Source organism: Niveispirillum lacus (assembly GCF_002251795.1).
GTDB lineage: Bacteria > Pseudomonadota > Alphaproteobacteria > Azospirillales > Azospirillaceae > Niveispirillum > Niveispirillum lacus.
In genome coordinates, this window is the sequence record NZ_NOXU01000030.1 from 526,017 (window position 1) to 550,873 (window position 24,857).

General features: G+C 59.0%; 22 protein-coding genes, 2 tRNA genes and 1 pseudogene. 6 read left to right on the top strand and 19 right to left on the bottom strand.

Annotated elements, in window-relative coordinates; all coding sequences use genetic code 11:
* Positions 1-6: 6 nt before the first annotated feature.
* The 7 genes from CHU95_RS15320 to hisG form a co-directional block, all read right to left on the bottom strand.
* A complete protein-coding gene (locus CHU95_RS15320; protein WP_094457162.1) occupies positions 7-1,158 on the bottom strand; it encodes a ribonuclease E/G in 1,152 nt (383 codons plus the stop codon).
* The gene (locus CHU95_RS15325; RefSeq protein ID WP_094457163.1) at positions 1,158-1,811 is read right to left on the bottom strand and encodes a Maf family protein; all 654 of its coding nucleotides are present in this window, start codon (positions 1,809-1,811) and stop codon (positions 1,158-1,160) included. The genes CHU95_RS15320 and CHU95_RS15325 overlap by 1 nt, the downstream gene beginning before the upstream one ends.
* A 16-nt stretch (positions 1,812-1,827) precedes the next feature.
* The gene (gene infA / locus CHU95_RS15330; RefSeq protein WP_028097283.1) at positions 1,828-2,046 is read right to left on the bottom strand and encodes a translation initiation factor IF-1; all 219 of its coding nucleotides are present in this window, start codon (positions 2,044-2,046) and stop codon (positions 1,828-1,830) included.
* 138 nt (positions 2,047-2,184) lie between these two features.
* Positions 2,185-2,625 (bottom strand): arsenate reductase ArsC, encoded by a 441-nt coding sequence (locus CHU95_RS15335; RefSeq protein WP_094457164.1) that lies wholly within the window; start codon positions 2,623-2,625, stop codon positions 2,185-2,187.
* An 11-nt stretch (positions 2,626-2,636) separates the two neighbouring features.
* Positions 2,637-3,119 (bottom strand): UPF0262 family protein, encoded by a 483-nt coding sequence (locus CHU95_RS15340; RefSeq protein ID WP_094457165.1) that lies wholly within the window; start codon positions 3,117-3,119, stop codon positions 2,637-2,639.
* 72 nt (positions 3,120-3,191) lie between these two features.
* Positions 3,192-4,481, bottom strand: a complete 1,290-nt coding sequence (gene hisD, locus CHU95_RS15345) for a histidinol dehydrogenase (protein WP_094457166.1) — start codon at positions 4,479-4,481, stop codon at positions 3,192-3,194.
* The gene (gene hisG, locus CHU95_RS15350; protein WP_094457291.1) at positions 4,471-5,142 is read right to left on the bottom strand and encodes an ATP phosphoribosyltransferase; all 672 of its coding nucleotides are present in this window, start codon (positions 5,140-5,142) and stop codon (positions 4,471-4,473) included. Before hisG ends, hisD begins: the two co-directional genes overlap by 11 nt.
* Before the next feature lie 183 nt (positions 5,143-5,325).
* Between hisG and CHU95_RS15355 the strand changes: the two genes are divergently transcribed.
* A complete protein-coding gene (locus CHU95_RS15355) occupies positions 5,326-6,243 on the top strand; it encodes an SMP-30/gluconolactonase/LRE family protein (RefSeq protein WP_094457167.1) in 918 nt (305 codons plus the stop codon).
* A gap of 228 nt (positions 6,244-6,471) precedes the next feature.
* Entirely contained in the window at positions 6,472-7,926 is a 1,455-nt protein-coding gene (gene gatB, locus CHU95_RS15360; protein ID WP_094457292.1) for an Asp-tRNA(Asn)/Glu-tRNA(Gln) amidotransferase subunit GatB, read from the top strand.
* A 57-nt stretch (positions 7,927-7,983) separates the two neighbouring features.
* On the opposite strand, the gene CHU95_RS15365 is transcribed toward gatB, so the two are convergent.
* Positions 7,984-8,949 carry a bile acid:sodium symporter family protein gene (locus CHU95_RS15365; RefSeq protein ID WP_094457168.1) on the bottom strand — a complete coding sequence of 322 codons (966 nt, stop codon included), beginning with the start codon at positions 8,947-8,949 and terminating at the stop codon, positions 7,984-7,986.
* A 170-nt stretch (positions 8,950-9,119) separates the two neighbouring features.
* A complete protein-coding gene (locus tag CHU95_RS15370; protein WP_165772201.1) occupies positions 9,120-9,839 on the bottom strand; it encodes a DUF3313 family protein in 720 nt (239 codons plus the stop codon).
* Between the two features lie 223 nt (positions 9,840-10,062).
* On the opposite strand from CHU95_RS15370, the gene CHU95_RS15375 reads away from it, so the two are divergent.
* Positions 10,063-10,154 (top strand) — tRNA-Ser (locus CHU95_RS15375).
* A 247-nt stretch (positions 10,155-10,401) separates the two neighbouring features.
* On the opposite strand, the gene parE is transcribed toward CHU95_RS15375, so the two are convergent.
* Positions 10,402-12,393, bottom strand: a complete 1,992-nt coding sequence (gene parE / locus CHU95_RS15380) for a DNA topoisomerase IV subunit B (protein WP_094457170.1) — start codon at positions 12,391-12,393, stop codon at positions 10,402-10,404.
* Positions 12,394-12,492: 99 nt separating this feature from the next.
* On the opposite strand from parE, the gene CHU95_RS15385 reads away from it, so the two are divergent.
* Entirely contained in the window at positions 12,493-12,900 is a 408-nt protein-coding gene (locus tag CHU95_RS15385) for an acyl-CoA thioesterase (protein WP_094457171.1), read from the top strand.
* Positions 12,901-13,015: 115 nt separating this feature from the next.
* Here the strand turns inward: CHU95_RS15385 and CHU95_RS15390 are convergent, their stop codons facing one another.
* The 6 genes from CHU95_RS15390 to CHU95_RS15415 all read right to left on the bottom strand — a co-directional run bounded on the left by CHU95_RS15390 (position 13,016) and on the right by CHU95_RS15415 (position 21,201).
* Positions 13,016-14,191: a PQQ-dependent sugar dehydrogenase gene (locus CHU95_RS15390; protein WP_245838296.1), complete on the bottom strand. Its 1,176-nt coding sequence runs from the start codon at positions 14,189-14,191 to the stop codon at positions 13,016-13,018.
* 72 nt (positions 14,192-14,263) lie between these two features.
* Positions 14,264-14,671, bottom strand: a complete 408-nt coding sequence (locus CHU95_RS15395; protein ID WP_094457172.1) for a response regulator transcription factor — start codon at positions 14,669-14,671, stop codon at positions 14,264-14,266.
* A gap of 7 nt (positions 14,672-14,678) precedes the next feature.
* Positions 14,679-17,825: a hybrid sensor histidine kinase/response regulator gene (locus CHU95_RS15400; protein WP_165772202.1), complete on the bottom strand. Its 3,147-nt coding sequence runs from the start codon at positions 17,823-17,825 to the stop codon at positions 14,679-14,681.
* 74 nt (positions 17,826-17,899) lie between these two features.
* The gene (locus CHU95_RS15405) at positions 17,900-18,352 is read right to left on the bottom strand and encodes a GNAT family N-acetyltransferase (protein WP_207762512.1); all 453 of its coding nucleotides are present in this window, start codon (positions 18,350-18,352) and stop codon (positions 17,900-17,902) included.
* Positions 18,349-18,750: a response regulator gene (locus CHU95_RS15410; RefSeq protein WP_094457174.1), complete on the bottom strand. Its 402-nt coding sequence runs from the start codon at positions 18,748-18,750 to the stop codon at positions 18,349-18,351. Before CHU95_RS15410 ends, CHU95_RS15405 begins: the two co-directional genes overlap by 4 nt.
* Positions 18,751-18,813: 63 nt before the next feature.
* Positions 18,814-21,201: a response regulator gene (locus CHU95_RS15415; RefSeq protein WP_165772203.1), complete on the bottom strand. Its 2,388-nt coding sequence runs from the start codon at positions 21,199-21,201 to the stop codon at positions 18,814-18,816.
* A 197-nt stretch (positions 21,202-21,398) separates the two neighbouring features.
* Here CHU95_RS15415 and CHU95_RS15420 point away from each other — a divergent pair.
* A tRNA-Ser gene (locus tag CHU95_RS15420) sits at positions 21,399-21,486 on the top strand.
* 27 nt (positions 21,487-21,513) lie between these two features.
* Here CHU95_RS15420 and CHU95_RS15425 read toward each other — a convergent pair.
* Positions 21,514-22,683, bottom strand: coding sequence for a hypothetical protein (locus CHU95_RS15425; RefSeq protein ID WP_133065540.1), 1,170 nt, complete (start codon positions 22,681-22,683; stop codon positions 21,514-21,516).
* An 88-nt stretch (positions 22,684-22,771) separates the two neighbouring features.
* Positions 22,772-23,533 (bottom strand): annotated as a pseudogene (locus CHU95_RS15430) (2OG-Fe(II) oxygenase).
* A 142-nt stretch (positions 23,534-23,675) separates the two neighbouring features.
* On the opposite strand from CHU95_RS15430, the gene CHU95_RS15435 reads away from it, so the two are divergent.
* Positions 23,676-23,858 carry a hypothetical protein gene (locus tag CHU95_RS15435; protein WP_133065541.1) on the top strand — a complete coding sequence of 61 codons (183 nt, stop codon included), beginning with the start codon at positions 23,676-23,678 and terminating at the stop codon, positions 23,856-23,858.
* Between the two features lie 6 nt (positions 23,859-23,864).
* Here CHU95_RS15435 and CHU95_RS15440 read toward each other — a convergent pair whose 3' ends face one another.
* Complete coding sequence (locus CHU95_RS15440) at positions 23,865-24,833, bottom strand: aspartate carbamoyltransferase catalytic subunit (protein WP_094457178.1); 969 nt, start codon at positions 24,831-24,833, stop codon at positions 23,865-23,867.
* Positions 24,834-24,857: the final 24 nt, after the last annotated feature.

Below are 24,857 nucleotides of genomic sequence, written 5' to 3' on the forward strand. Positions count from 1 at the left end.
GGGTCCTCACAGCAACAGGTTGGTCACCGGCGGGCCGCGGCGGGCGCGGGTAACCTCCGCAAGGCCAAGGCGCGACATACCATAGACATGGGTAGCGACCGGATCGTCCGCCACCGCCGATGACAGGCGCTGTATCACCGCCTCCCGGTCGCCCGCGCGCGACATGTTCACGAAATCCACCACCACGATGCCGCCGACATTGCGCAGACGAAGCTGCCGCGCAATCTCCATACAGGCATCCAGGTTGGTGGTCAGCGGGTTGCCGCGTTCGCCGCCATTGACGTCGATTACGGTCAACGCCTCCGTTCGGTCGATGACCAGCGATCCCCCTTGGCCCAGATCGACGCGGCGGTCAGTCAGGGCGGCGATGGCGCTGTCCACGTCTCCCTGATCGAATAGGGGGCGTGCGCCCTTATGCGGGGCGATCAGGGGTAGCAGGTCGGGTGCCAGGGCCATCGCGGTGGCTTTCACCGCCGCCAGCATCTCCGGCCCTTCCACAGCAATCTCCATCAGCCCGTCGCGCGGCAGCTCCACCAGGGCCCGGCGAATGGCGTCTGGAGCGGGAAGGAGCGTGGTGGGGGTTGTGCCACCCGACGCCCGCTGCACCTGGTAGGCGTCGGCCACAAGGGCCTCGGCCTCGCCCAGCACCAGGGCGGGGTCGGCCAGCAAAGCCTCTGCCCGCACGATCCAGCCGCCTTGGTTGGGCAGGGTGGCGGACAGGCGCTGGCGCAGGGCCTGAACCTCGGGTCCCTTGCCCAGGCGTTTGGAGATATGGATACCGCCGCCCAGCGGCGTATGGACCAGGAACCGGCCGGGCAGCGACAGGTCCATGGTCAGGACCGCCCCCTTGCCGTCATGGGCGTCGGCCTTCACCTGCGCTATGACGATCTGACCCGTGCGCAGCAATTGTCCGATGCGGGCGTCGCGGCGGGAGGGTCTGATATCGGCAGCGGACAGGAAACCGGGTATGCTGTCACCGAATTCCACGAAGGCGGCGTCCAGGCCGGCCACCACGCGGGTTACACGGCCCAGCACGATGGCGCCCAGCCAACCCAAGCGCTCCGTGTGGTCAAGGGCAAGATCGGTCAGGATACCGTCAGACAGCATGGCGCAGCGCCGCAAGGGCCCGCGCTGATCGATCAGCAGCCGGCGGCGCATCAGCCCCCGGTTTCGGCTTGGGCGGCGGCCAGGGCCAACGCATCGATGCCGGCGGCGCGCAGAATACCCGCGACTTCGGTCAGTGGCAGACCGACCACATTGCTGTAACTGCCGGAAAGCTGCCGCACGAATAGGCTGGCCAGCCCCTGGATGGCATAGCCGCCGGCCTTGCCCTTCCAGTCGCCGGTGGCCAGATACTGGTCAATCTCATCGCGCGACAAGGTCCGGAAGATCACTTGGCTTTCGACCACCCGGTTCCAGGTCTTGCCGTCAGCGCCGACCAAAGCGATGCCAGTATAGACACGGTGGCGGCGGCCCTGAAGCAGGTTCAGGCAGCGGCGTGCCGTATCGGTATCATCGGCTTTGGGCAGGATACGCCGGCCCAGCCCTACCACTGTGTCGGCAGCTAGGACAATAGCACCGGCATGGCGTGTGGCCACGATCCCCGCCTTTTCCCGCGACAAGCGCTGGGCGTGAGGGGAGGGGAGTTCATCTGCCAGAGGGGATTCGTCAATATCCGCCGGATCAATGGCATCCGGTATCAACCCGATCTGGGCCAGCAATTCCCGCCGCCGGGGGGACCCCGAGGCAAGGATCAGGCGCGGACGGTCAATGCCGGGTTGGTCGGACTTTGCCGCCGCACGCACGCTCATCGTCAAATCCCACCGCTCACTTGAAGCGGAAGGTGATCCGACCTTTGGTCAGGTCGTACGGGGTCATTTCGACGTTGACGCGGTCACCCGCCAGCACACGGATGCGGTTCTTGCGCATCTTGCCAGATGTGTGGGCCAGCACTTCATGTTCGTTGTCGAGCTTAACGCGGAACATCGCGTTGGGCAGCAGTTCGGTGACTGTGCCAGAAAACTCGATAAGATCTTCCTTGGCCATTTTTTCCTGATTTCGGGATGGTAAAACGCGCACATAGGTGAGCGCCACAGCCGCGCGGGTCAAGTGTTTTCAGCGCAAAGCAAGGGCGTTTCACACGCTGGGCAGCAGGATGGCGGCTGGACAAAGCTGGGGCGCGCCTCACTCTATCCCGAACCGCTTCTTCATGCGCTTCAGCAAAGTATCGCGCACTTGCCGGTAGGCATCGAGTCGTGCCTCGCGGCTGCCTTCCACCAAAGTCGGGTCGAACGTGTTCCAGAATTCTACATCGCATGCTGTTGTACGGGTCATTTCCACGGCCCGGTGCTGCGCTTCTGGGGACAGCGAAACAACAAGGTCGAAACTATCGTCTTCTAACTGGTCGAACGTCTTACAACGATGGCGTGACATATCAATCCCCAGCTCGGCCATAACGGTGGTCACGAATGGGTCGGGTTCGCCCTCACGCACGCCAGCACTGTCGACATAAATTTGCCGTCCCATCAGGTGCTTCAGCAGTCCCTCCGCCATGGGTGAGCGGATGGCGTTATAGGTGCAAGCGAAGAGAACGGAGGAGATGCGGGTCGGGCTGATATCGGCCATCGACGCGGCACTCAATTCCGGATATGCAGCACGCAGATGAGCGTGAACAGGCGCCGGGCCGTGTTCAGGTCCATTTCGGCCTTGCCGGCCAGCCGCTCCCGCAGCAGTTCCGATCCTTCATTGTGCAGGCCGCGTCGCCCCATGTCGATGGCCTCGATCTGGGACGGGGACGCTGTCTTGATGGCTTTGTAATAGCTGTCACAGATCATGAAATAGTCCCGCACGATGGTGCGGAATGGGGTCAGCGGCAAGGTCAGCCGGTTCAGCGGTTCGTCATCAGCCTTGCGTACATCGAAAATCAGACGGTTATCCTCCGCCGACAAGAACAGGCGAAACGGCCCTTCGTCCGGTGTCTCTACCAGGGAGAAGCGATTCTCGTCCATGAGGTCGAACAGGGCAACGGCGCGCTCATGCTCCACTTCCATGTTCCGGCGGATCACATTCTTTTCCACCAGTTCCACATGGACGATGCGGTGGTGTGGCGCGTTCATCATCCCTCCCTGGTTCCTGTCTTCACTTTTTCTTAACCTGCCTGTCCACCCCCCCGCTTGGCAAGCCGGAACCCGTCAGCGCAGGCGGATGGCGACAGACAATGCGTGAGCGCCCAGCCCTTCGGAATTGGCCAGTGATACGGCCGCCGGGCCGATCTTTGCGAGGCTTTCCGGGGTACAGCCGACAAGAGTGGTGCGCTTCATGAAGTCCAGCACGTTCAGACCGCTGGAAAAGCGGGCCGACCGGGCCGTGGGTAGCACATGGTTGGGACCGGCCACATAATCGCCGATGGCTTCCGGCGTGTAGCGGCCCAGGAAGATGGCACCGGCATTGCGGATGCGGGCGGCCATCGCGTCGGGATCGGCCACGGCCAGTTCCAGATGTTCGGGTGCCAACCGGTCCACCAGCGGCACCGCCTCATCGAGGCTGTCCACCACAATGATCGCACCATGGTCGCGCCAGGAGGTGCCGGCGATTTCTGCCCGAGACAGGGTCGACAAATGGGCGTCTACAGCCGCCGAAACCGCATCGGCAAAGGCCGCGTCATCGGTGATCAGAATGCTTTGCGCGCTGGTGTCATGTTCGGCCTGCGACAGCAGGTCGGCAGCGATCCAGGCTGGGTCATTCTGACCATCGGCCACCACCAGGATCTCCGACGGGCCGGCGATCATGTCGATACCGACGGTGCCGAACACCTGCCGCTTGGCAGCGGCGACAAAGGCATTGCCGGGGCCGGTGATCTTGTCTACCGGCTTGATCGTATCGGTACCGAAGGCCAGCGCGCCAACGGCCTGCGCTCCGCCGATACGGTAGATCTCTGTTACCCCGGCCAAGTGTGCAGCGGCCAGGACCAATGGGTTGATTGCCCCATCGGGTGTCGGCACCACCATGGCAATACGCGGTACGCCGGCGACCTTTGCCGGGATAGCATTCATCAGCACCGATGAGGGGTAGGAGGCCAAACCGCCCGGCACGTAAAGACCGACAGCGCCGACTGGGGTCCAGCGGGCACCCAGGCGCACGCCGGCCGCATCGGCGAAGAAAGAGGACTCGATGGGCTGCGTGCGATGGAACGCCTCAATCCGCGCGGCCGCCAGTTTTAGGGCATCCAGCGTTTCGGCGTCACATTGCGCCACGGCTGATGCGATTTCCGCAGCCGTGAAAGCCATGGTATCGGCGGTCAGTTCCAGCCGGTCCCAACGCTTCGTATATTCCAAGACGGCAGCGTCGCCCCTAGCCTTGACATCGTTCAGGATAGCAGTAACGGCATTGTTCAGGTCTTCCTGAACCTCGCGCTTGGCGCCCAGCAGGTCCTTGAAACGGGCCTCGAAACTGGCGTCGCGGGTGGAGAATTTAACCGGCATTGCCGATGGCCTCCTGAAAACGGTCGATCCAGCCTTGGATTTCGCCATGGCGCGTCTTGAAAGCCGCCCGGTTAACGACCAGGCGAGAGGAGATATCGGCAATATGCTCAATCTCCACCAGCCCATTGGCCTTCAGGGTCGTGCCGGTGGACACCAGATCGACGATGCGTGAGCACAGGCCCAGATTGGGGGCCAGTTCCATGGCGCCGTTCAGTTTGATGCATTCGGCCTGCACGCCCCGCGCCGCAAAATGTCGGCGAGTGATATCGGGATATTTGGTGGCCACCCGCACATGCGACCAGCGCGACGGATCGTCACTGGCGGACAAGTCTACGGGCTCGGCTACTGCGATACGGCACTTGCCGATGCCCAGGTCCAGTGGCGTGTAGAGCTCCGGATAATCAAACTCCATCAGCACGTCGCTGCCGCACACGCCCAGATGGGCGGCCCCGAAGGCCACGAAGGTGGCGACATCAAAGCTGCGCACGCGGATGATCTTCACATGCGGCAGGTTGGTGTCGAACTTCAGGGCGCGGGATTTCGGATTGTCGAAATCGGCTTCCGGTACGATGCCGACATGATGCAGCAACGGCCTCACCTCATCCAGAATCCGACCCTTGGGCAGGGCCAGTACCAGCAGGTCATTGGCGGCGGGCGACATCATGTCCTGGACACTCCAGGTAGGTTGCATAGGGCTGCTTACATGGCATGCCAGGGCGGACCCGTCCACCCGCCGCAGCGAAGGGCGGGGTTGCGTGAAACTTCAATCGGATCGAGAGGGGGCAGAAAAATATGATATTTCCCCTTTCCATCATCCCTTCTCCTGTCCCCGGAGCCGGTGCCGATGTCTGCTGCCGATTTCATCATTCATGACCGTACCCGCGCGCGGGCCGTGCTGAACGTCACCGCGCAGGTGGACAAGCTGTATGGGGAGTGCCGTTGGGCGGAGGGACCGGCTTGGTTCCCGGCCCACCGCACCCTGGTCTGGTCCGATATCCCCAATGATCGCATGCTGCGCCTGGATGAGGTGACGGGGGCCGTCTGTGCCTTTCGCCTGCCAGCGGGATTTTCCAACGGCAATACGGTGGATCGGCAGGGACGGCTTGTCACCTGCGAACATGGGGGCCGGCGCATCACCCGCACCGACCATGATGGCAGTATCAGCGTCCTTGTCGACCGCTGGCAGGGGCGGCGCCTCAACAGCCCCAACGATGTGGTGGTGAAATCCGATGGCACCATCTGGTTCACTGATCCGACCTACGGGATTGATAACATCTATGAAGGTGAGCAAGCCGAGAGCGAGATCGGTGGCTGCCACGTTTACCGATTTGATCCGGTGACGGGCGCATTGTTGGTTGTCGCTGATGATTTCGTGCGTCCTAACGGCATCTGCTTCTCCCCTGATGAGAAGCGGCTTTATGTCGTGGATACTGGCCATACCCATTTTACTGATGGCCCGTGCCATGTTCGCGCGTTTGAGGTTGGGGAAGAGGGACGGCTGCGTGGCGGCGGCATCTTCGCAGTGTCCTCCCAGAATGGCTTTGATGGGCTGCGCTGCGATGAACAAGGCAACCTCTGGATGGCAGAGGCGGACGGCGTTTATTGCTTTCACCCCGATGGCAGCCTGCTTGCCCAGGTCCGGGTGCCGGAACGTGTCGCAAATGTAGAGTTTGGCGGCGTGCGCGGTAATCGACTCTATATATGTGCGACAACCGGTCTTTATGCCGTGACGGTGGCGGTTCGCGGGGCCAAGCGGTTTTGAGCCAAGGGTCATTCGAGGCCACTGGAGGCCAGCGACCGTTGGCCCGCACCCTGGTGTGCGGGGAAGCCAAAGCTGACGAAGGCAGTGCCCGGTGCGTGAGGAAACATGCAAAGGCAGGGCGTAGTGGTGTCGCTTCAACCCTCTATGACGTCCAACCCCCTTGCCCTTTGCCCCGAATCCGGCCATGAAAAGCCCCTGGTCTTTCCGTTATCACAGAGTGCAGAGACGATGGCTTACCGGATTCAGGGCGAAACGGGTGAATGGGAAGTGGTGATCGGGCTGGAGGTCCATGCCCAGGTCATTTCAAATGCTAAGCTGTTCAGCGGGGCCGCGACGGCCTTCGGTGCAGCCCCCAATAGCCAAGTCAGCTTCGTCGATGCCGGTTTCCCCGGCATGCTGCCTGTGATTAACGAGTTCTGCGTGCAGCAGGCCATCAAGACCGGCCTGGGGTTGAAGGCGCAGATTAACCTGCGCAGCGTTTTCGACCGCAAGAATTACTTCTACGCCGATCTGCCGTCGGGCTATCAGATCAGCCAGTTCAAGCAGCCCATCGTGGGCGAGGGCACGATCATCCTGGATCTGGCCGATGGTGCCACGCGTGAGGTGGGGATCGAACGGCTGCATCTGGAAATGGATGCCGGTAAGTCGCTGCACGACCAGCATCCGTCCAAGACCTATGTCGATCTGAACCGGGCCGGCGTGGCGCTGATGGAGATTGTGTCGAAGCCTGATATGCGCAGCCCGGAAGAGGCGGTGGCCTACGTGCGCAAGCTGCGCACGATTGTCCGTTATCTGGGGACCTGTGACGGCAACATGGATGAAGGCTCCATGCGTTGTGACATCAACGTGTCGGTGCGACGTCCCGGTGGTCCGCTGGGCACGCGCACCGAGACGAAGAACGTCAATTCCATGCGCTTCATGCATGCGGCTATCGAGTATGAGGCCCAGCGCCAGATCGAGTTGATCGAGGAGGGCGGAGTTGTCGTGCAGGAAACCCGCCTGTGGGATACGGCCAAGGGTGTAACCCGCTCCATGCGCAGCAAGGAAGAGGCCCATGATTACCGGTATTTCCCTGATCCCGACCTGCTGCCGCTTGTGATCGAACAGGAACTGGTCGATCAGATAAAGGCCAGCCTGCCGGAACTGCCTGATGACAAGAAGGCCCGCTTCATGGAGCAGTACAAGCTGCCTTCCTATGACGCTGGTGTGCTGGTTGCCGAAAAGGCCCGTGGCGATTTCTATGAAGAGGTGGCCAGAGGCCGCGATCCCAAGGTTGCCGCCAACTTTGTCATCGGCGACCTGCTGGGTGCCTTGAACAAAACTGGTAAGGATATTACCGAATCACCGATTTCCGCCGCTGATCTGGGTGGCTTGATAGACTTGATTGCCGACAACACCATCTCCGGTCGTCTGGCTAAGGACGTCTTTGCGCTCATGCTGGAAACGGGCAAGTCCGCTGCCGTCATTGTGGATGAGAAGGGCCTGCGTCAGGTCACTGATACCGGCGCCATTGACGCGGTGATCGCCCAGGTGATGGACGCTAACCCCGATAAGGTCGCCGAGTACCGATCCGGCAAAGATAAGCTGTTCGGTTTCTTCGTCGGGCAAGTGATGAAGGCCAGTCAAGGCAAGGCCAATCCGGCCTTGGTGAACGAAATCCTGGCGGTCAAGCTTAAGGGCTGACATTCATCAGGAGTATGTATGAGGTCGAAGGCCGCCAGGCGATCTTGGCGGCCTTCTTTATGCCGATCGGCGGTACCGTGCGGCCAACCAGGTGCAGACCAGCAACTGGATCTGATGAAAAATCATCAGCGGCAGTATGATCAGGCCGACCTGCGCCACGGGGAACAGCACGCCCGCCATGGGCACGCCCGACACCAGACTCTTCTTGGAGCCGCAGAAGACCAGCACAATCCGGTCGGCCACTGTGAAGCCCAGCCAACGGCCCGTCAGTGCCGTCGCGACCAGGACCATGGCCAACAGCATGATGCTGGCGGCACTGATCACCAGCAGGTCGGACGGCGCTACCTTGTGCCAAAGCCCCTCAACCATGGCCGCGCTGAAAGCGGAATAAACCACTAGCAGGATTGACCCACGGTCGGTGTAGGAAATGGTCTGTTTATGTTTCTGCACGAACTGGCCGATCAGAGGCCGCGCCAGATGGCCAGCGATGAAGGGCACCAGCAATTGCAGGATAATCGCCTCCAGCGCTGCCAACGAGATGCCCGCCTGTCCGCCGGTATGCATCAGCAGACCCACCATCAGCGGGGTGATGAAGATGCCCAGCAGGTTGGAGGCGGAGGCTGAACAGATCGCTGCCGGTACATTGCCGCCCGCAATGGAGACAAAGGCGATGGAACTTTGCACCGTGGAGGGCAGCAGGCACAGATACAGGATGCCCGTAGCGACAACCGGCGACAGTACCGAGGCCGGCAGCAAGCCTGCCGCCAGTCCCAACAGCGGGAACAGACCAAACGTGCTGGCTAGCACCGCCAGATGCAGGCGCCAATGGCCAATGCCGGCCAGAATGGCGTCGCGTGACAGCTTGGCTCCGTGAAAGAAAAACAGCAGCGCAATGGCCGCATCTGCCACGTGATTAACCAAGACCGTCGCTGGGCCCGTGGCCGGGAACAGGGCAGCCAACCCCACCGTCGCCAGAAGGGCTAGTAGGAATGGGTCGACAATGGCGACAAGGATACGGTTCATCAATGGGCATCCAAGGGCGGGCGGGGTACGCGCAACGGAAAGCACTATGCCTGCGCTTGGATGTTGTGTGGCAGTCCCGATTCCTTCGGGGGTGGCCTGTGCGCCACGCACAGAAAAAGCGCCGGGTTTGATACCGGCGCCTGATCAAGCCATCGCAGTCGCAGAAGGGCTTAACTGCTGGCGTCGCTCATCACCAGTTTGGCAATCTGCTTGGCCCAACGGCGGCTGAACCGATCCGCATCGCCATAAATCGTGTAGCTGTTGATGTTGTCGGGGAAGGGCAGGCCCATATCGGCATCTGCGATAACTGCTACCACTTGGCCCGTCTGACTGTCCGTTAGGGTCGCTTGAAAGGCGGCGCGGCCAACTGCGTAGACGCGGTCTACAGTGCCACCGCCACTCGCCTTCTCAGCATGGAAGGAACGGTTTGGAACATAGTCCGTGAAGGTGATGGCCAGTTTAAGAACGCCGGGTCCGGCTTCCTTCACCATCGCAGGCCCAAACGCCTCTTCCAGCTGCTTAGTCATGTATTCAAACGCATGGTCGCGTTCGCGTACCGACAGCAGTACCTCGTCAAAGCGGCGCTCGATTGCGGTATCCATCGGGGCCAACATTACCTTGCCATAGGCGGCGAGGTTGACGCCGGGCTTCAAGAAGACCTTGTCGAGGTTAGGATGGTCCTGCTCCGTCAGCCCCTCGGTTGCCAGTTTGGGTGCCTTTTCCGATGGGATACCATCCCAGGCACTTTCTTTGGCGTCCGCGGTGCTTGCCGCCCAAACCATCAATGACAAACCAAGGATGCCGGCCATCACGCCGGTCCTGTATACGGAACCTTCGCCACGAATCGCTACGGTGTTTTTGATGGCGAAGCGCTTTTTCTGTCCGAACATGGTGTCGAACTCCATTATCAGGGCTCGGGGTTCCCCCCGTGCGTAACCGCGTTACAGCGGCAGATCACCGGGCCGCCCCCGTCCCGGTATGTACCAGACATCACTGCCAGGAACATTTTTTAAGAATGGGGTGTTGCAGCGCCGTTGACAAGCCCGCTTCATCCCACTAAACACCGCTCTCACCGACGCAGCCCCGGCAATGCCGGTTGGTTGCAGACGGTGCGGAGGGGTGGCCGAGCGGCTGAAGGCAACGGTTTGCTAAACCGTCGTACCGGGAAACTGGTACCGTGGGTTCGAATCCCATCCCCTCCGCCATTCCGATCCCGGCACAAGCGGGTGGTGGCCAGAGGATCCAAAACAATCCCTAAACGGGTTCCTCCAGGAATTATCAAAAGATCCATGGTCAATGCGCAGCAAGGCATAGGACGTGATCCTATTCCCGCGCCGGCCTACACCTTGCGATATTCCAGCCTAGCAACAGAGACTCGACATTTCGCGCAGATCTCACGCCGAAACCGTCAACACCGCAGCAGCTCGTTTCAAGGGGCATTGGTGATGAACATCACACGTCTAGGTCCTGAGCGAATTTCGCATTCTCTGTGATGAATTTGAACCGCAGTTCCGGCTTCCGGCCCATGAGGCTTTCCACCAGGGCTTTGGTTCCCTCGACATCGTCCTGCTGGTCAGGGTCACGCTGATCCGGCACCACGACGCGCAGCAAGGTGCGCTTTTTCGGGTCCATGGTGGTTTCTTTCAGCTGCGCCGGCGGCATTTCTCCCAGGCCTTTGAAGCGGCTGATTTCAACCTTGCCTTTTACAGACTTGAAGACGGTCTTCATCAACTCTTCCTTATGGGCGTCATCGCGGGCATATCGGGTGTTGCCGCCGCCGGCCAGACGGTAGAGCGGGGGCAGGGCGAGGTAAAGGTGACCTTGCTGGATCAGCCCGGGCATCTCACGATAGAAGAACGTCATCAGGAGTGAGGCAATGTGGGCACCATCGACGTCGGCGTCGGTCATTATAATGACGCGCTCATAACGCAGTTTATCGACGCTGAACTCCTTTCCTGTTCCGCATCCCAGCGCTTGGGCCAGATCGGCCAGTTCCTGATTGCCGCGCAACTTGTCCACACTGGCGGAAGCCACATTCAGGATCTTACCGCGCAGGGGAAGAATGGCTTGCGTTTCGCGCGACCGCGCCTGCTTGGCCGATCCACCGGCAGAATCACCCTCGACGATAAAAATCTCGGTATCTTCCGCGCTCTGGCGTGAACAATCAGCCAGTTTCCCGGGTAGGCGCAGACGTCGGGTTGGCGTCTTGCGTGCCATCTCCTTCTGGGCCTTCTTACGCGCCCGCTCCTCCGCCTTTTCGATCAGCCGCTCAATTAAAGCCTTGGCCGCATCTGGGGAGCCAGACAGCCAATGATCAAACCGGTCCTTGATGGCACTTTCGGTCAGCTTCTGCGCGTCAGCACTGACCAAACGTTCTTTGGTCTGGCCTTGAAAATGTGGGTCGCGGATAAACACCGACAAAAGAATGGTGGCCCCCTCCATCACATCTTCAGCGCTTATGGTGGCCGCGCGCTTGTTGCCAAGCATCTCGCCATAGGATTTTATGCCGCGGGTCAATGCGCCACGCAGTCCCACCTCGTGCGTGCCACCTAGCAGGGTAGGGATGGTGTTACAGTAGGTGTGACTGAAGCCCTCGTCATCCTCTGGCCACGCAATCGCCCATTCTACCCGCCCTGCATCACCAGGGAAATCAGCCTGACCAGCAAAGGGCTGTGGCGTCACGGTGGCGCGCGCCTTCAAGGTGGCGTTCAGATAATCAAGTAAACCGTTGGGGAAGTGCAAAACCTCGGCTGTGGGTACTCCGCTGTCGGTACCAATCAAGGATGTATCGCAGGACCAACGGATTTCGACGCCCCGATAGAGATATGCCTTGGATCGACACAGTCGGTAGAGTCGTTCTGGTTTGAAATGGGCGTCGGCCCCAAAAATCTCCGCATCCGGATGAAAACTGACCGTGGTACCGCGTCGGTTCTGAACCGTACCTGCCGGGGTGAGCGGTCCTAACGGAACACCGCGCGAGAATGTTTGGCTAAACAATTGGCGATCACGCGCCACTTCCACATGCAGACGATCAGAAAGGGCGTTCACGACTGCTGAACCGACGCCATGCAGGCCGCCAGAGGTGGCATAGACCTTGCCGGAGAATTTACCGCCGGAATGAAGTGTGGTGAAGATCACTTCCAGAGCCGATTTGCCTGGGTATTTTGGATGCTCGTCCGTCGGGATGCCACGGCCATTGTCACGCACCGTTACGGTTCCGTCGGCAGACAAGTCAAGGTCGATACGGCTGGCATGGCCAGCCACCGCCTCATCCATCGCATTGTCCAGGATTTCGGCTACCAGATGGTGAAGGGCTCGGTCGTCGGTTCCGCCGATATACATCCCAGGGCGGCGACGGACGGGTTCCAGCCCCTCCAGGACCTCGATGTCCTGGGCGGAATAGCTGTCTTGCTTGGCGGCGGTGTTCTGAAAGAGATCGCTCATGCGTCATTATAGGAATGGGTGGCGGTCTTGTTCAAGGAGATGCGGTATCTCCCGACGATATAGACCCCTACATTTTGATGACAGAGGGAGTTTCAAGACATGAGCCAGAACCGCAGCCCGGATTTCGACCGTGACGCCCCATCCATGCGTACCTTTGCGATGCCAGCGGACCTAAATGGTAATGGTCAGGTGTTCGGCGGGTGGGTTATGTCGCAGATGGATCTTGCGGGTGCCGCACCTGCGATCCGCATTGCCTGTGGGCCGGTCGCGACCGTAGGGGTGGAGGCGATGAAATTTCATCGACCTATTGCGGTTGGGGATGAGGTGAATTGCTACACAGAGGTGGAGCGGATTGGCAATACCTCTATCCGGGTACGTGTGGACGTCTGGGTGCGCCGTTACGATGGTACAGCCTATAAAGTCACCGAAGGTGTTTTCACCTACGTGGCTTTGAGCAAGGACGGCAAACCCAGACCCGTTGTACCATCCACCCCCGTGTCTGTTTGAAGAACGCTTTGCAACACCAGCCCGTCAATTCTGGTGATCCAAAAATTTTAAGATCCCTCGGATGCCATTTCGGCGGGGCCGGATTTTTCCGACCCCGCCGCACTATCCAAAGTGATCACTTTCTGTCGATACGCACCAGTTTACCGTCCGGCGCCCCGGCTTCGATCAATGCGTAAAGTCGCCCATCCGGGCCGAGTTCCACATCGCGGGTGCGTGGCAGCTCCGATTCCAGCAGCCGCTCGGTGGCTACAACCTTATCACCCTCGACATCCAGTCGCGCAATGCCGCCCGCAAGCAGGCCGACAATCAGATCGCCGCGCCAAAAGGGAAGGGTACTGCCCTCATAAAAGGCCATGCCGGCAACGGCTAGAGAGGGCACAAAATACAGCTCTGGTTGAGCCATACCGGCCTTTTCTGTCCCTTCGCCGATCTTCCTGCCCAGGCCATAAGTTTTGCCATAGGTAATGACGGGCCACCCATAGTTGGTAGCAGGACGGATGATGTTGATCTCGTCTCCGCCCTGCGGACCATGTTCGCTTTCCCAGATCAATCCTGAGCCGGGCTGAGTCACCAGACCCTGGGGGTTGCGATTGCCATATGTGTAGATTTCCGGCAGCGCATCAGAACGACCGACAAACGGATTATCGGCTGGGACCGTCCCATCCCGGTTCAGGCGGAAGACCTTGCCAGCCGCGTCCATCAAATCCTGCGCCCGGTCTTGTGATCCGCGTTCGCCAATTCCGAAATACATGTGGCCTTGCTTATCGAAGGCAAAGCGGCTGCCGAAATGCAGGCCACTATCGACCAACGAACCACGGTACAGCACCTTCATATCCTTAAAGGCTGTGCCATCGTCGGTGAAGCGCGCGATGACGGTGCGGTAACCTTTGTCCTGGTCGCGCGGCTTGGCGTCCGGTCCTTTTACAGCCTTCTCCATGAAAGAAAGATACACATAGCGATTTTGCGCATAGTCCGGGTCAAGCGCGATATCCAGCAGACCACCCTGGCGGTGTTCTTCAATTTTCGGCAGGCCGGCAATTGGGTCCGGCAGCAGCTTGCCATCCTTGATCACACGGACATTGCCTGTGCGTTCAGTGACCAGGATGCGGCCATCGGGCACGAAGGCAATGGCCCAAGGCGTGTCCAACCCCTCCGCCACAACCGTCACTTTCACATCGTGACGGGCCTTCGGGGCGGGGAATGTGGTGAACTCCTTGGGTGCAGCGATGGCAGCGGTACCGGTCATCAGCACGACGGCTACTGCGGCCAGTGCCTTCCTGGTCAGTGACATTCGGGCAATTCTCCCATCAAAACATTGATTTGCCCGCAATGTGGGGATTCCAACCGCCTTGGGCAAGGGCCATTATACCTCAGGCCGTGTTTGAATGCCGACGGTAAGGCGTTTCTGGATGTCGGTAAGTGAGACCGGTTTCACCAGATACCCAGACGCTTGATACTGAACCGCCTGCTTAACCAGATCGCTGGTCGCATGGCTGGTCACCATGATAATGGGGGTAGTTGCGATCTGCTGGGTATCGATCGAGCGAATACGACGCAGTACCTCGATACCGTCAACGGGTTCCATTTCGATATCGCAAAGCACCGCGTCGGGCTTCAGGCGCGTGATGGCCGATATGGCCGCCTCCCCGTTCTCCGCCTCGGCAATCATGCGCACGCCGGCCTGGAACAGCAGGCGTTTCAGGATACCGCGATAGAACTGGTCGTCATCAACGATCAGGACCTTCAGTTTTGAAAAATCTAGATCGGCCATGGTGCCGCTACCCTTTCACGATTCTAATCTGATGGCGCAGGTCTTCAAAGGCGGGCGCGATATTCCAGCGCAGCTCCTGCGCCATTTCTTCGTTCCCCTCTTTCAGAGCCGTTTCAATCCGCGCGAACAGATCTCCCAATGCTACGGCGCCAACGCCGTTGGCGGAACCTTTCAGCGAATGGGAACCATCCTTGGCGTTCTTGAGATCGCCATTGTTCAGCGCCTCCTCCACGCTGGAAGCCCGCGCCTCTGCCTGCACCAGGAACATGTCCAGCAGGGTGATAGCCTCCGTGTCCAGATGCCCGAACATTTCCTTCAACCGGCTGATATCGAGTATGGTGGGGTCCATCTCTGCGGTTGGTACTGACACCGGGGCGACGGGGCTGGGGGTGACGGGCGGGGCATGCCTTGCCGACACGCGCTGTCGCATCTCCGCCGTCACCGGGGCCCATCGCAGCACGGCGGCTTCCAGCTTGGCCAGTTCAATGGGTTTGGTCAGATAGTCATCCATGCCTGCATCGCGGCATTTCTGGGCTGCATCGCTGACCGCGTCAGCAGACAGGGCGATAACGGGCACGTGCCGGCCATCGGCGGCGCTACCTTCATCCAACCGGATGGCGCGTGTCATGTCATAACCGTCCATTTCAGGCATATGGCAATCGGTGACGACCACACCGAACCGGCCCGTGCGCCAAGCTGCCAGCCCTTCCAACCCGTTGCCAGCGATCTCGGCGGCAAATCCCAGCTTACGCATTGCCTGTCGGATGACGATCTGGTTTGTGGCATTATCCTCAACCACCAGGACCAGGGCGCCATTGGCCGCTGCACTCTCCACCTCCGGCGCCTGCCATGCCGTATCGCTGCTGCCCGTGGTGGCGGTGATGTCCAGGGAGGCGCGGCCGTCGGCGGCTGCCACCACCTTGATAAGACGGGCTTGGCGCACGGGTTTGGGGATGGCGGCGAAGATGCCCTTGGCCCGGCCTGCCTCGGAGAGGGTGGAAACTAGAGAAACGGGGGCGATCAGCACCGTCCGTGTTCCGCCTGTTCCCTCGGCCACGCCCAACCGGCGGGCGATATCCAGGCCCACCCCGTCGCCCGGATAGGCATCAATCAAGATTGCATGAAAATGCATGCCATCAGCGGCGGCCTGACGCAATGCTGTCAGGGCCATTGCCTCGTCGGTCATTTCCACTACCTCTGCTTCCCGGGCCGTCAACGTGCGGGTCAAGCTGGCTCGCTCAGCAGGAAGGCCGCCCAGGATGGCGACGCGCAGGCCCCACAGTGATGGGGTATCTACCGCCTCCAAATCCGCTTTACCTGCATCCAGCCACAGTTCGAACCAGAAAGTTGAGCCTTCGCCCGCTTGCGAGGCGACGCCGATCGTGCCGCCCATCAGTTCCACCAGGCGCCGGCAGATCGACAGGCCCAGCCCGGTCCCGCCGAAACGACGGGCCGTCGTTCCGTCGGCTTGGGCAAAGGGTTGGAACAGCTTGCCCTGCTGTTCCGGGGTCAGGCCGATGCCCGTGTCGACAATCTCCGCCCGTAGACCGACCTTGTCGTGGTCCGCGTCGGGCAAACGGTCAAGGCGGACGGAAACGCCGCCATGTTCGGTGAACTTAATGGCATTGCCCGTCAGGTTCAGAAGCACTTGGCGTAGACGGGTGGGATCGGCAATCAAACGGCGAGGCAAAGCAGGATCAAAATCGATGGTCAGGGTTAGGCTTTTCTCTTCCGCCCGGCGTGCCAGAAGATCCCCAACTCCTTCGGTTAAGGAAAGGATGTCGGTATCGATCCATTCGATACCCAGCCTACCTGCCTCAATCTTTGAGAAGTCCAGGATATCGTTGATGATGGTCAGCAACGCCCCGCCGCTGTCGCGCACCACCTTCACCATCCCCTGCTGATCCTCATTCAGCGGGGTGTCGGCCAGCATTTCGGCCATTGCCAACACCCCATTCATGGGTGTGCGTATCTCGTGGCTCATGGTGGCAAGGAAAGTCGATTTGGCGCGTGTTGCCTGTTCGGCTTCGTCACGGGCGCGGGCCAGATCAAGGTTGGTCTTTGCCAGTATTTCCGACTGTTTGCGTATGCGCTCATCCGTCCGGCGTCGAAATTCCATACCCCCGATCAGACCCAAAAGCATCATCGCCACCAGGATAGGCGGCGCGCTCTCCCCCATGACAGCGCGCACACGTCCTGACTCATCCTGTGCCATTAAGATGCGCCAGTTGGAGTAGCGCAGGATATGGCTGGTGAACTCCCAACCTTCGCGTTTCATGCGCATTGGGCCGTCATGGCTTGTTGTTTCTCTTATGGCGGCTTGCATGGCCGCCTTTGGAGCCTGTCGCCGGCCCTGACCTTGTGAAGTACCCAGAATCTGTCCATCTGGGGCAACGAGTGTCAGCGTACCGTATGTGGCAGGAAAGCCATTCAGAAGGGACGAAAGATAACCAACCGTTATGTCCAGCGCCACGACGCCCAGATGCCGATCGCCATGGTAGACGGGCATACCTATGGTAGCCATCATTCCCTTTCCGCCATCGTCCTCGTAAAGTTTGGAGAAGAAAAGGTCTCCAGAAGGATTGTTCGATGGCAGCGACGCCTGAAAATACTCCATTTCCAGGTCTTTATCCTCGAATGCCAAATCCTCTGCTTGGGCCCAAGGATAAACAAAGGCGAACCTGTTGGCGGAGATGTAATAAACCCAGGGTATGTTCGGAAGGCGACGCTGGGCTTGCGCAAAGGCGGTGTGCAGTGAGAGGGCAGCTTCAATTTCGGCCTCGAAAGCCACCCCCCGTTGTGACAACCCGCCCAGCCCCGTCAGGTTGCCAACCAAAGTCCGATCATAAGGCGCGGGCACCACATCAAGATTAAAAGAACCATCAACATCCGCGCGTAATGCCCTGCGTAACGGTGAGGGTGGGGTTCCTGGTACTGCTCTGACCAGACCCTCCTCCATCTGCGCATGCATTAGCTCCAGAAAATTAACGGCAGTGCCGATGGATTGTTCAACCCTCCGTGTCACATCCAGGCGAGCCGTTTGCCGCTGTTCCTCAATACGCTGATTGGCTTCTGCCACCTGAAGCCATAAGAAGGTGATAACGGCTATGATGACAACCAGATAGAAGAGGATATGCCGCACTGGTATCCGCACGATCAACGCTCCACTTTCTATCTTGGATAGTAAATGGAACATAACTATCGCGGAATTTCAACCAGCCGTTCTTTCTATCGTCGCCACATGGTGACATGCGGGATGCCGCCATCATCATAGGTCTCGCCCTCCCGAACAAAGCCGAAACCCATATAAAAATCAGTCAGATGTTCCTGCGCACCGATTTCGATCGGCTGACCAGGAAAAGTTTGATCCATAAAATCCAGTCCAGCCTGTACCAGCTGGCGGCCGAGACCTTTTCCGCGCCAGTCCCTGGCAATGACGATGCGCCCAATGAAGGCTGCCGTTTCCAGGTTGGGGCCGCGTGCCCGCAGATAAGCGACCAGTCTGCCCATGATGTCCGTCACCAAGAGATGCCGGCAGAAGGGGTCCTGGCCATCCAAATCGGGATAAGGTGATTGCTGCTCGACGATAAAGACGTCCTGACGAAATCGCAGCATAGCGTACAGGGTGACGGGCGTGAAATCCTCGAATCCCTGCCAGTTGAAGGTGAGGTCGGCTGTCAACGCCGATTACCCAAAAGAACAGATAGTTTTTCTCGCAGGCCGACCACTGTTACCGGTTTGGCAATAAACGCATTCACCCCCAGATCGCGCGCCTTTATCACCATATCCTTCTGGGCATGGTTGGTCAGAAAGATGACGGGCGTGCGTCGTCCCAAATCTTCCTTCTGCCGTAGCTGCTGCAGGAAGGTCAGACCGTCCATCGGTGCCATTTCGATGTCACAGATGATGATGTCGGGTTTCCGCTCCAATGCCAGCGACAGGCCGCCGGTGCCGTCATCTGCTTCCCAGATATTGTTGAATTCCAACTGTTTCAGGATGCGGGACACCACGGTCCGGATAAAAGCCTGATCTTCCACGATCAGGGCATTCATCCTGCTGAAGTTGCTAAAGACCGCCATCTGCGATTTCCCTATGGACGTGCACAGTGACGAGGTCTTGCGACCCCATTCTCCCACAGTTGACTACAGAGCGACGATCGCGGCAACTACCCGATCAATCATACCGGGTATTTTCAAGGCACTTATGCGCGCAGGTTCATGGTTGCCGGCTTTCAGCAATCCTTCAACGCTATCGGCCAAAGCGCCAAGAGCAGGTGCACCGCCATTCTTAGCGACACCTGACAAGGCGTGAATGCGCGAGCGAGCGATGACAAAATCATTGTGGGCAAAGGCATTCTCCGCCTCTGCCCACAATGACTTCAGCGAACCGGCAAACTCCTCGAGAAAGCCCCGTGCATCTCCGTCAAGACCGCCAAACAGATCAAGGGTCATTGTTGGGTCGAAAAGCTCTGACGCCATTGTGGTGCCCGACTGAGCCAACAATGCGTCGCCGGGACCAAACCAACGACTAAGGCAACGGTCCAACTGGTCTAGATTCAGCGGCTTTGAGAGGAAATCATCCATACCAGCATTGATGCATCGCTGATCCTCACCTGCCATAGCATTGGCGGTCAAAGCAACGATTGGCAGCCGCGGTAAACTCTGTGCCTTTTCCTGCGCACGAATGGCTGCTGTGAGGTCATACCCATCCATTCCCGGCATGTTACAATCGGTCAATAACAGGCCATGGGCTCCTGGGCGCCATGCTGCCAAGGCTGCATGCCCGTCGGCATGGATATCGGCCGCATAGCCCAGAATGGCCAATTGTCGCCGGATCACCATCTGATTGACCGGTTGGTCTTCTGCCACCAATATCAAGCGTCCCTGATCTGCTGCCTGTTTCACAGTGGGGGCTGTGATGGTGGCCCGCAGCTTTGGGTTCGCACTCGCTTGCCCAGCAGCCCTGCCTGCGGCCAGAGCGACAGCGCGGATCAGTGTCGCACGGCGCACAGGGCGACCGACCAATTGCGTACTGGGCGGCATATCCGTTGATCGGACGGAGTCCACATCTGCGATCAGAACTGTTGGCAGTATGGTCATTGGAACAGGCCAACTGGACCCGCCACGACCAGCGCACACCAAAAGTTCGGCGGCGGGATCATCCATGGCAACCAACGTGGCACCAGCTTGGCGCAGATAGGCGGTAACCGTCTCCAACAGGTCCGGTTCGGCAATATCGAGGCCGATGTTGAGACTGGCAATATCGCCCGAGCAAGAGGTGAGCGCTGTTAAAGTTTCAGCCTTCTCCAGATCCAGGGTGAACCAGAATGTAGAACCATGGCCTGCGACACTCTCCAGGCCGATATGGCCCTTCATGAGTTCAACCAATCGACGGCTGATGGACAGGCCGAGACCGGTACCGCCGAATCGTCGGCTTGTGGAGATTTCGGCCTGTGTAAATGGCTCGAAAAGTCTGGCCCTCTGGTCGGGCGCAATACCAATGCCCGTATCGGTGACGGCGATACGGACGCGGACAAGATCAGTATCCGGGTCGGGATGACGCTCGGCGCGGACGTTGACGCTGCCATTCTCCGTGAATTTGATGGCGTTACCAGTGAGATTGAACAGGACTTGGCGCAGACGTACCGGATCACCCATCAGGGCATCGGGCAGGGAAGGGTCAATATGTATGTTAAACGACAGTCCCTTCTTGCGCGCCGCAGGAGCCAGCGTGTCGGCAACCCCTTCGATGATGGCGCCGATATCGACGGGGTGCCTGTCGATATCCATCCGTCCCGCTTCGATTTTTGAGAAATCAAGGATATCATCGATAATCCTGAGCAAGGCGCTGGCTGAGTCCTGCGCGGTCAGCAACATATCCCGCTGGTCCTCATCCAGTGGGGTATGGGCCAGCAATTCCAACATTCCCAGCACGCCGTTCATTGGCGTGCGAATTTCGTGGCTCATGGCGGCCAGGAAACTGGATTTCAGTTTGGACGCGCTTTCAGCCATGCGGGCGCTGCGGATATTGTCGTAGGATCGTAAGCCCGTGATGATCGTAATGAAGAGTTTTTCCGAGGTCAGCTCGGTCTTAGATTTGTAGTCGTTGATGTCATAATTGACGATGACGTCACGAACGGGCGCTTGGCCAGGCTGTCCGGTACGTAGAATCAGCCGTGTATCGCTGTTGGCGAACTCTTCCCGGATGCGGCGGGCGAGCCGCAGACCCGCATCATCCGTCTCCATCACGATATCCAGCAGCGCCACAGCGATATCATCGCGCTGTTGGAAAACGTGATCGGCCTCCATCCCTGATCGCGCCGTCAGCAGTTCCAGTGGGCGGTCCTTGTAACGCAGCTTGGACAGCACCAGCCGCGTCATGATGTGCACCTCCTCGTCATCATCGACGACCAGGACAGGCCACGGAGAAGGCGGAGCAGGGGCTACCGCGCCGTTCATCCCGTCTAATGCCCCAGACTGCGCATCATCCTCTTCCGGGGCGAACAGGTCATCCGCGTCGTCACCACCCATGAACGCACAACCTTCTCTGCTAACCATTCTGCGCACTATGCTTGGGCAAACCTAAACGCACCGTTAACCACGCTGTGTGCGTCAAGGCGTCAAACCCCTGCGCTGGGTTCAGCATATCAGGGCTTTGCGCAGATTTCTCGCGAGAACGCGACGGGGGACTTGCCCCTGTCGCGCGTTTCGGCTAGGCGTGTGGACACGGAAGTGTGGCCGAGTGGTTTAAGGCAGCGGTCTTGAAAACCGCCGTGGGGCAACTCACCGTGGGTTCGAATCCCACCGCTTCCGCCATTTTCTCCCACCCGCAAGCCGTGCCTGTCACCGGTGGGCGAGATACAGGTTCGACTGGGTGATGTCGTACATCACATGGAAATTGATGAAATTCTGAACGCCGGTATTCACATAGCCGGGAATCGCTGGACCGACATCCGACGTCGGCATCGCTGAATAATCCTTGGAACCAGTGACTATGCCGTCACCTGTGGTCGTCATGATGTTCAAGGTCCCGGTGCCATAGTTAATCGGTTGATTGTTGCCAACCGTCAGCACCGTACCGCCATGCATCACCACATGCGGACAGCCGGTATCCAGGCACATCCCGACATTTTGCAGCGTGTGTGTTACCGTTTGTGCTGGTGCGTCATTGCAAGTGGGCTGTGTTACCGCCACGGTGGCATTGATGGCCTGCTCGGAGAAGGTATTGACCATCGTCGGGGTACCGAACGGTGCCGTGTTCCAGGCTGGAAAGGATCCTGGCGATGCGGGGTTCATTGGCAGGGTGTTCGCGGAGCCGAACAAGGTGCGCAGATGATTGCCAATCCCCAGGATTAACCAACCGGCATCGCCTTCGCTCTGTGGCACCGAGACAACAAAACCTGTGTCGAGTCCCGGCACCGGCGGCAGGTATTGTGACAGTGCACCCAGCATTACAACGGTGTTTCCGCCGGATACGGTCGTCGGACACAGCGACGCACCGAAATCACCGAAACATTGACCGAAAATGGGGAAACTGTCCGGCTTACTCTTGACCGGTTTACCCGTCATTCGCGAGATGACCTGTTGAGGGTCCTTGGGGTTGAACATACTGCCCTGGGGGTACTTCAGAAACTCGGTTACCAGGCCGACATTGGCGTGAATGCTGGGGCTTGGTGTGCCCGACGGCAGCGTGACGTTCGGAAAGGTTATCGTAGCCGTTGCAGCGACACCGCTGTAGAAATATCCGCTGGTGTAGAGTGTTTCCACAGCCCCCAGCGACTTCACATTTGTCATGTCAACACCCACGGAATTCAACCAAAAGCCTTTTCCGCCCGTGTCGAATTCGTAAACCGCGGAAACGGGCTGTCCGTTGTTCCACCCAGGCACAGTGACACTGACATTGATCCCAATCTTGGTCATGGTCTTGAACGTTATGAAAGTCAGGGGTATTTGTGGGGCGCCATCGAGAGTCGCCGCTTCTAAGATCTGCTCAATGGAGATTCCGGATGCCATGTCGCACCTATATTTATGGTAGAATTATACTGTATAGCAAATCTACTGATAGTAGTTAGTAAAAATATGACCTTTTGGTCGGTGCAGGCTACCGTGCATCATGAAAGATGATACCCAGCGTATGGCGCTGGCCGGATCGAATCCGGCTGACTTCATGGCGCATTGCTACGCGATAGGGGCTGCGGGTACCTTGCACAGGGCGCTCATTGACGGCGAAGATCACGGCGTCGCCCTAGCACAGCGGCACTACCTCCACCCGGCTTTGCATGCGCGGCCGCTGTTCGGTCAGCACAAACTCGCCACCTTTGAAATCGCGGCCGGGCTCCGACAACAGTACTGCTGCCTGCAACGGGAATACCAGATCACCATAAAGATCCTGATGCAGGCAGTTGTAATCACCGGGATCATAACGCAGCAACAGCGGTGTCGGCCGTTGCTGTTCTGCGGCATGGCATTGTGCCAAGTACTCTGCATGTGCTGCCGGATAATGATGCTCCCGACCAAACCGCGCGCTCCAATCATTGGCAATTACGGCCAGGCGCGGGTAGAGCGCCGTGCGCATAGCCCCGATCAGATCGGGTAACGGATAACGGAAATACCGGTAATCCCCCCGCCCGAATCCATACTTGGCCATGACCACTTGGCTACGGAAAAGGCTTTCATCCAGGTGCATCCCGGCAATCAGGGTGCATTCCGCTTGCGTCAGCAAGGCTGGCAGCACGGCGCAGCCCTGACTATTCAACTCATCCGTGATTAACGGCCAGTCATATGCGCCCGGGCTTAACATTGTTTCCCTGTGCTCTTTTATCGTGACAGTTGACAGCATAGAACCGGCTTTTGTCGGGCGCATTCCGATCCTTGCGGTCAGAGCCCCCGCGTTGGTGAAACATACGTTCGTCTGCGATGGTCCTGCGCCGCAGAGTTGCTATTGTTCATGAAATGTTCTATATGGACCGCTCTGTGAAGCGGGGGAAGACATGGATCATCACGACATGCTTGAACGCGCGGTGCTGACACCGTCAGACTTCAAGGGAAGCCCTTTTCGGTTGCTTCTCCGCATCGGGAATAAAATCTACCGCCCGTCGCGGGCCGTACCGGATACGGGTGTGCTACCGCCCCCTGCGGCCAAGGTCGACAGCCATCGCAATGAACCCGGTGTCTGGGACTGGGGCTGACAATGGTCAGGCCGCTTTGGGCGCTGTGGTTAACAGGTCCAGACAGGCCATGCGAACCGCCACACCCAGTTCGACCTGCTGCAAAATAACCGACCGGTGGATATCGTCGGCGACAAGGGTGTCTATCTCCACACCCCGGTTCATCGGGCCAGGATGCATAATCAGGGCGCCGGGTTTGGCCACCGCCAGCTTGTCATAATCCAAGCCGAAGAAACGGAAATATTCTCGCTGACTGGGCAGAAACTGACCTTGCATACGTTCGAGTTGCAGGCGCAGCATCATGACAATGTCGGCGTCTTTCAAACCGGTCGCCATTGAATGATGGACCTCAACGCCAAGCCTGTCGATAGCACCGGGCAGCAGGGTAGGGGGAGCCACCACCCGTACATGGGCGCCCATGATGTTCAGCAAATGAATGTTGGATCGGGCCACGCGGCTGTGCAGGATATCGCCGCAGATGGCGACGGTCAGGCCTTTCAACGTACCCAGACGACGACGGATGGTCAGTGCGTCCAGAAGTGCCTGGGTAGGGTGTTCATGCTGCCCGTCGCCGGCATTGATGACGGCGCAGTTGACCTTGCTGGCCAGGAGCTTCGGCGCGCCTGATTCTTGATGCCGAACCACCAACGCGTCCAGATGCATGGCGTTTAAAGTCAAAGCAGTGTCGATCAGTGTCTCACCCTTTTTCACTGAACTGCCATCGACCGACATATTGATAGCGTCAGCGCCCAGACGACGGGCTGCCAGTTCAAAGCTGGTGCGGGTACGGGTTGAATTCTCGAAGAACAGGTTGACGATTGTCTTGCCCGCCAGCTTGTTCGTTACCCGGTTCTCTCCCCGATTCTGCTCAACATAACGGTCGGCAGTGTCCAGAAGCAGATTGATTTCCGGGGCCGTCAGGCCCTCGATCCCCAGCAGGTGACGATGGGTGAACGTTTCTGCGCGGGCGTCGATATCATGCGGGTGGGCGGCCATGGCGTGGGCTTTCGACTGACGGCG

Bases quoted from the DNA above. Each gene is read 5' to 3' on its own strand.
- gatB (WP_094457292.1), top strand. From the start codon at position 6,472: ATGGCTTACCGGATTCAGGGCGAAACGGGTGAATGGGAAGTGGTGATC.
- hisD (WP_094457166.1), bottom strand. From the start codon at position 4,481: ATGCCGGTTAAATTCTCCACCCGCGACGCCAGTTTCGAGGCCCGTTTC.
- parE (WP_094457170.1), bottom strand. From the start codon at position 12,393: ATGAGCGATCTCTTTCAGAACACCGCCGCCAAGCAAGACAGCTATTCC.
- CHU95_RS15395 (WP_094457172.1), bottom strand. From the start codon at position 14,671: ATGGCCGATCTAGATTTTTCAAAACTGAAGGTCCTGATCGTTGATGAC.
- CHU95_RS15410 (WP_094457174.1), bottom strand. From the start codon at position 18,750: ATGGCGGTCTTTAGCAACTTCAGCAGGATGAATGCCCTGATCGTGGAA.
- CHU95_RS15320 (WP_094457162.1), bottom strand. From the start codon at position 1,158: ATGCGCCGCCGGCTGCTGATCGATCAGCGCGGGCCCTTGCGGCGCTGC.
- CHU95_RS15325 (WP_094457163.1), bottom strand. From the start codon at position 1,811: ATGAGCGTGCGTGCGGCGGCAAAGTCCGACCAACCCGGCATTGACCGT.
- CHU95_RS15385 (WP_094457171.1), top strand. From the start codon at position 12,493: ATGAGCCAGAACCGCAGCCCGGATTTCGACCGTGACGCCCCATCCATG.
- CHU95_RS15390 (WP_245838296.1), bottom strand. From the start codon at position 14,191: ATGTCACTGACCAGGAAGGCACTGGCCGCAGTAGCCGTCGTGCTGATG.
- CHU95_RS15365 (WP_094457168.1), bottom strand. From the start codon at position 8,949: ATGAACCGTATCCTTGTCGCCATTGTCGACCCATTCCTACTAGCCCTT.
- CHU95_RS15370 (WP_165772201.1), bottom strand. From the start codon at position 9,839: ATGTTCGGACAGAAAAAGCGCTTCGCCATCAAAAACACCGTAGCGATT.
- CHU95_RS15435 (WP_133065541.1), top strand. From the start codon at position 23,676: ATGCTTGAACGCGCGGTGCTGACACCGTCAGACTTCAAGGGAAGCCCT.
- CHU95_RS15425 (WP_133065540.1), bottom strand. From the start codon at position 22,683: ATGGCATCCGGAATCTCCATTGAGCAGATCTTAGAAGCGGCGACTCTC.
- CHU95_RS15355 (WP_094457167.1), top strand. From the start codon at position 5,326: ATGTCTGCTGCCGATTTCATCATTCATGACCGTACCCGCGCGCGGGCC.
- CHU95_RS15335 (WP_094457164.1), bottom strand. From the start codon at position 2,625: ATGGCCGATATCAGCCCGACCCGCATCTCCTCCGTTCTCTTCGCTTGC.
- CHU95_RS15340 (WP_094457165.1), bottom strand. From the start codon at position 3,119: ATGATGAACGCGCCACACCACCGCATCGTCCATGTGGAACTGGTGGAA.
- CHU95_RS15440 (WP_094457178.1), bottom strand. From the start codon at position 24,833: ATGGCCGCCCACCCGCATGATATCGACGCCCGCGCAGAAACGTTCACC.
- hisG (WP_094457291.1), bottom strand. From the start codon at position 5,142: ATGTCGCCCGCCGCCAATGACCTGCTGGTACTGGCCCTGCCCAAGGGT.
- infA (WP_028097283.1), bottom strand. From the start codon at position 2,046: ATGGCCAAGGAAGATCTTATCGAGTTTTCTGGCACAGTCACCGAACTG.
- CHU95_RS15415 (WP_165772203.1), bottom strand. From the start codon at position 21,201: ATGGGTGGTGACGACGCGGATGACCTGTTCGCCCCGGAAGAGGATGAT.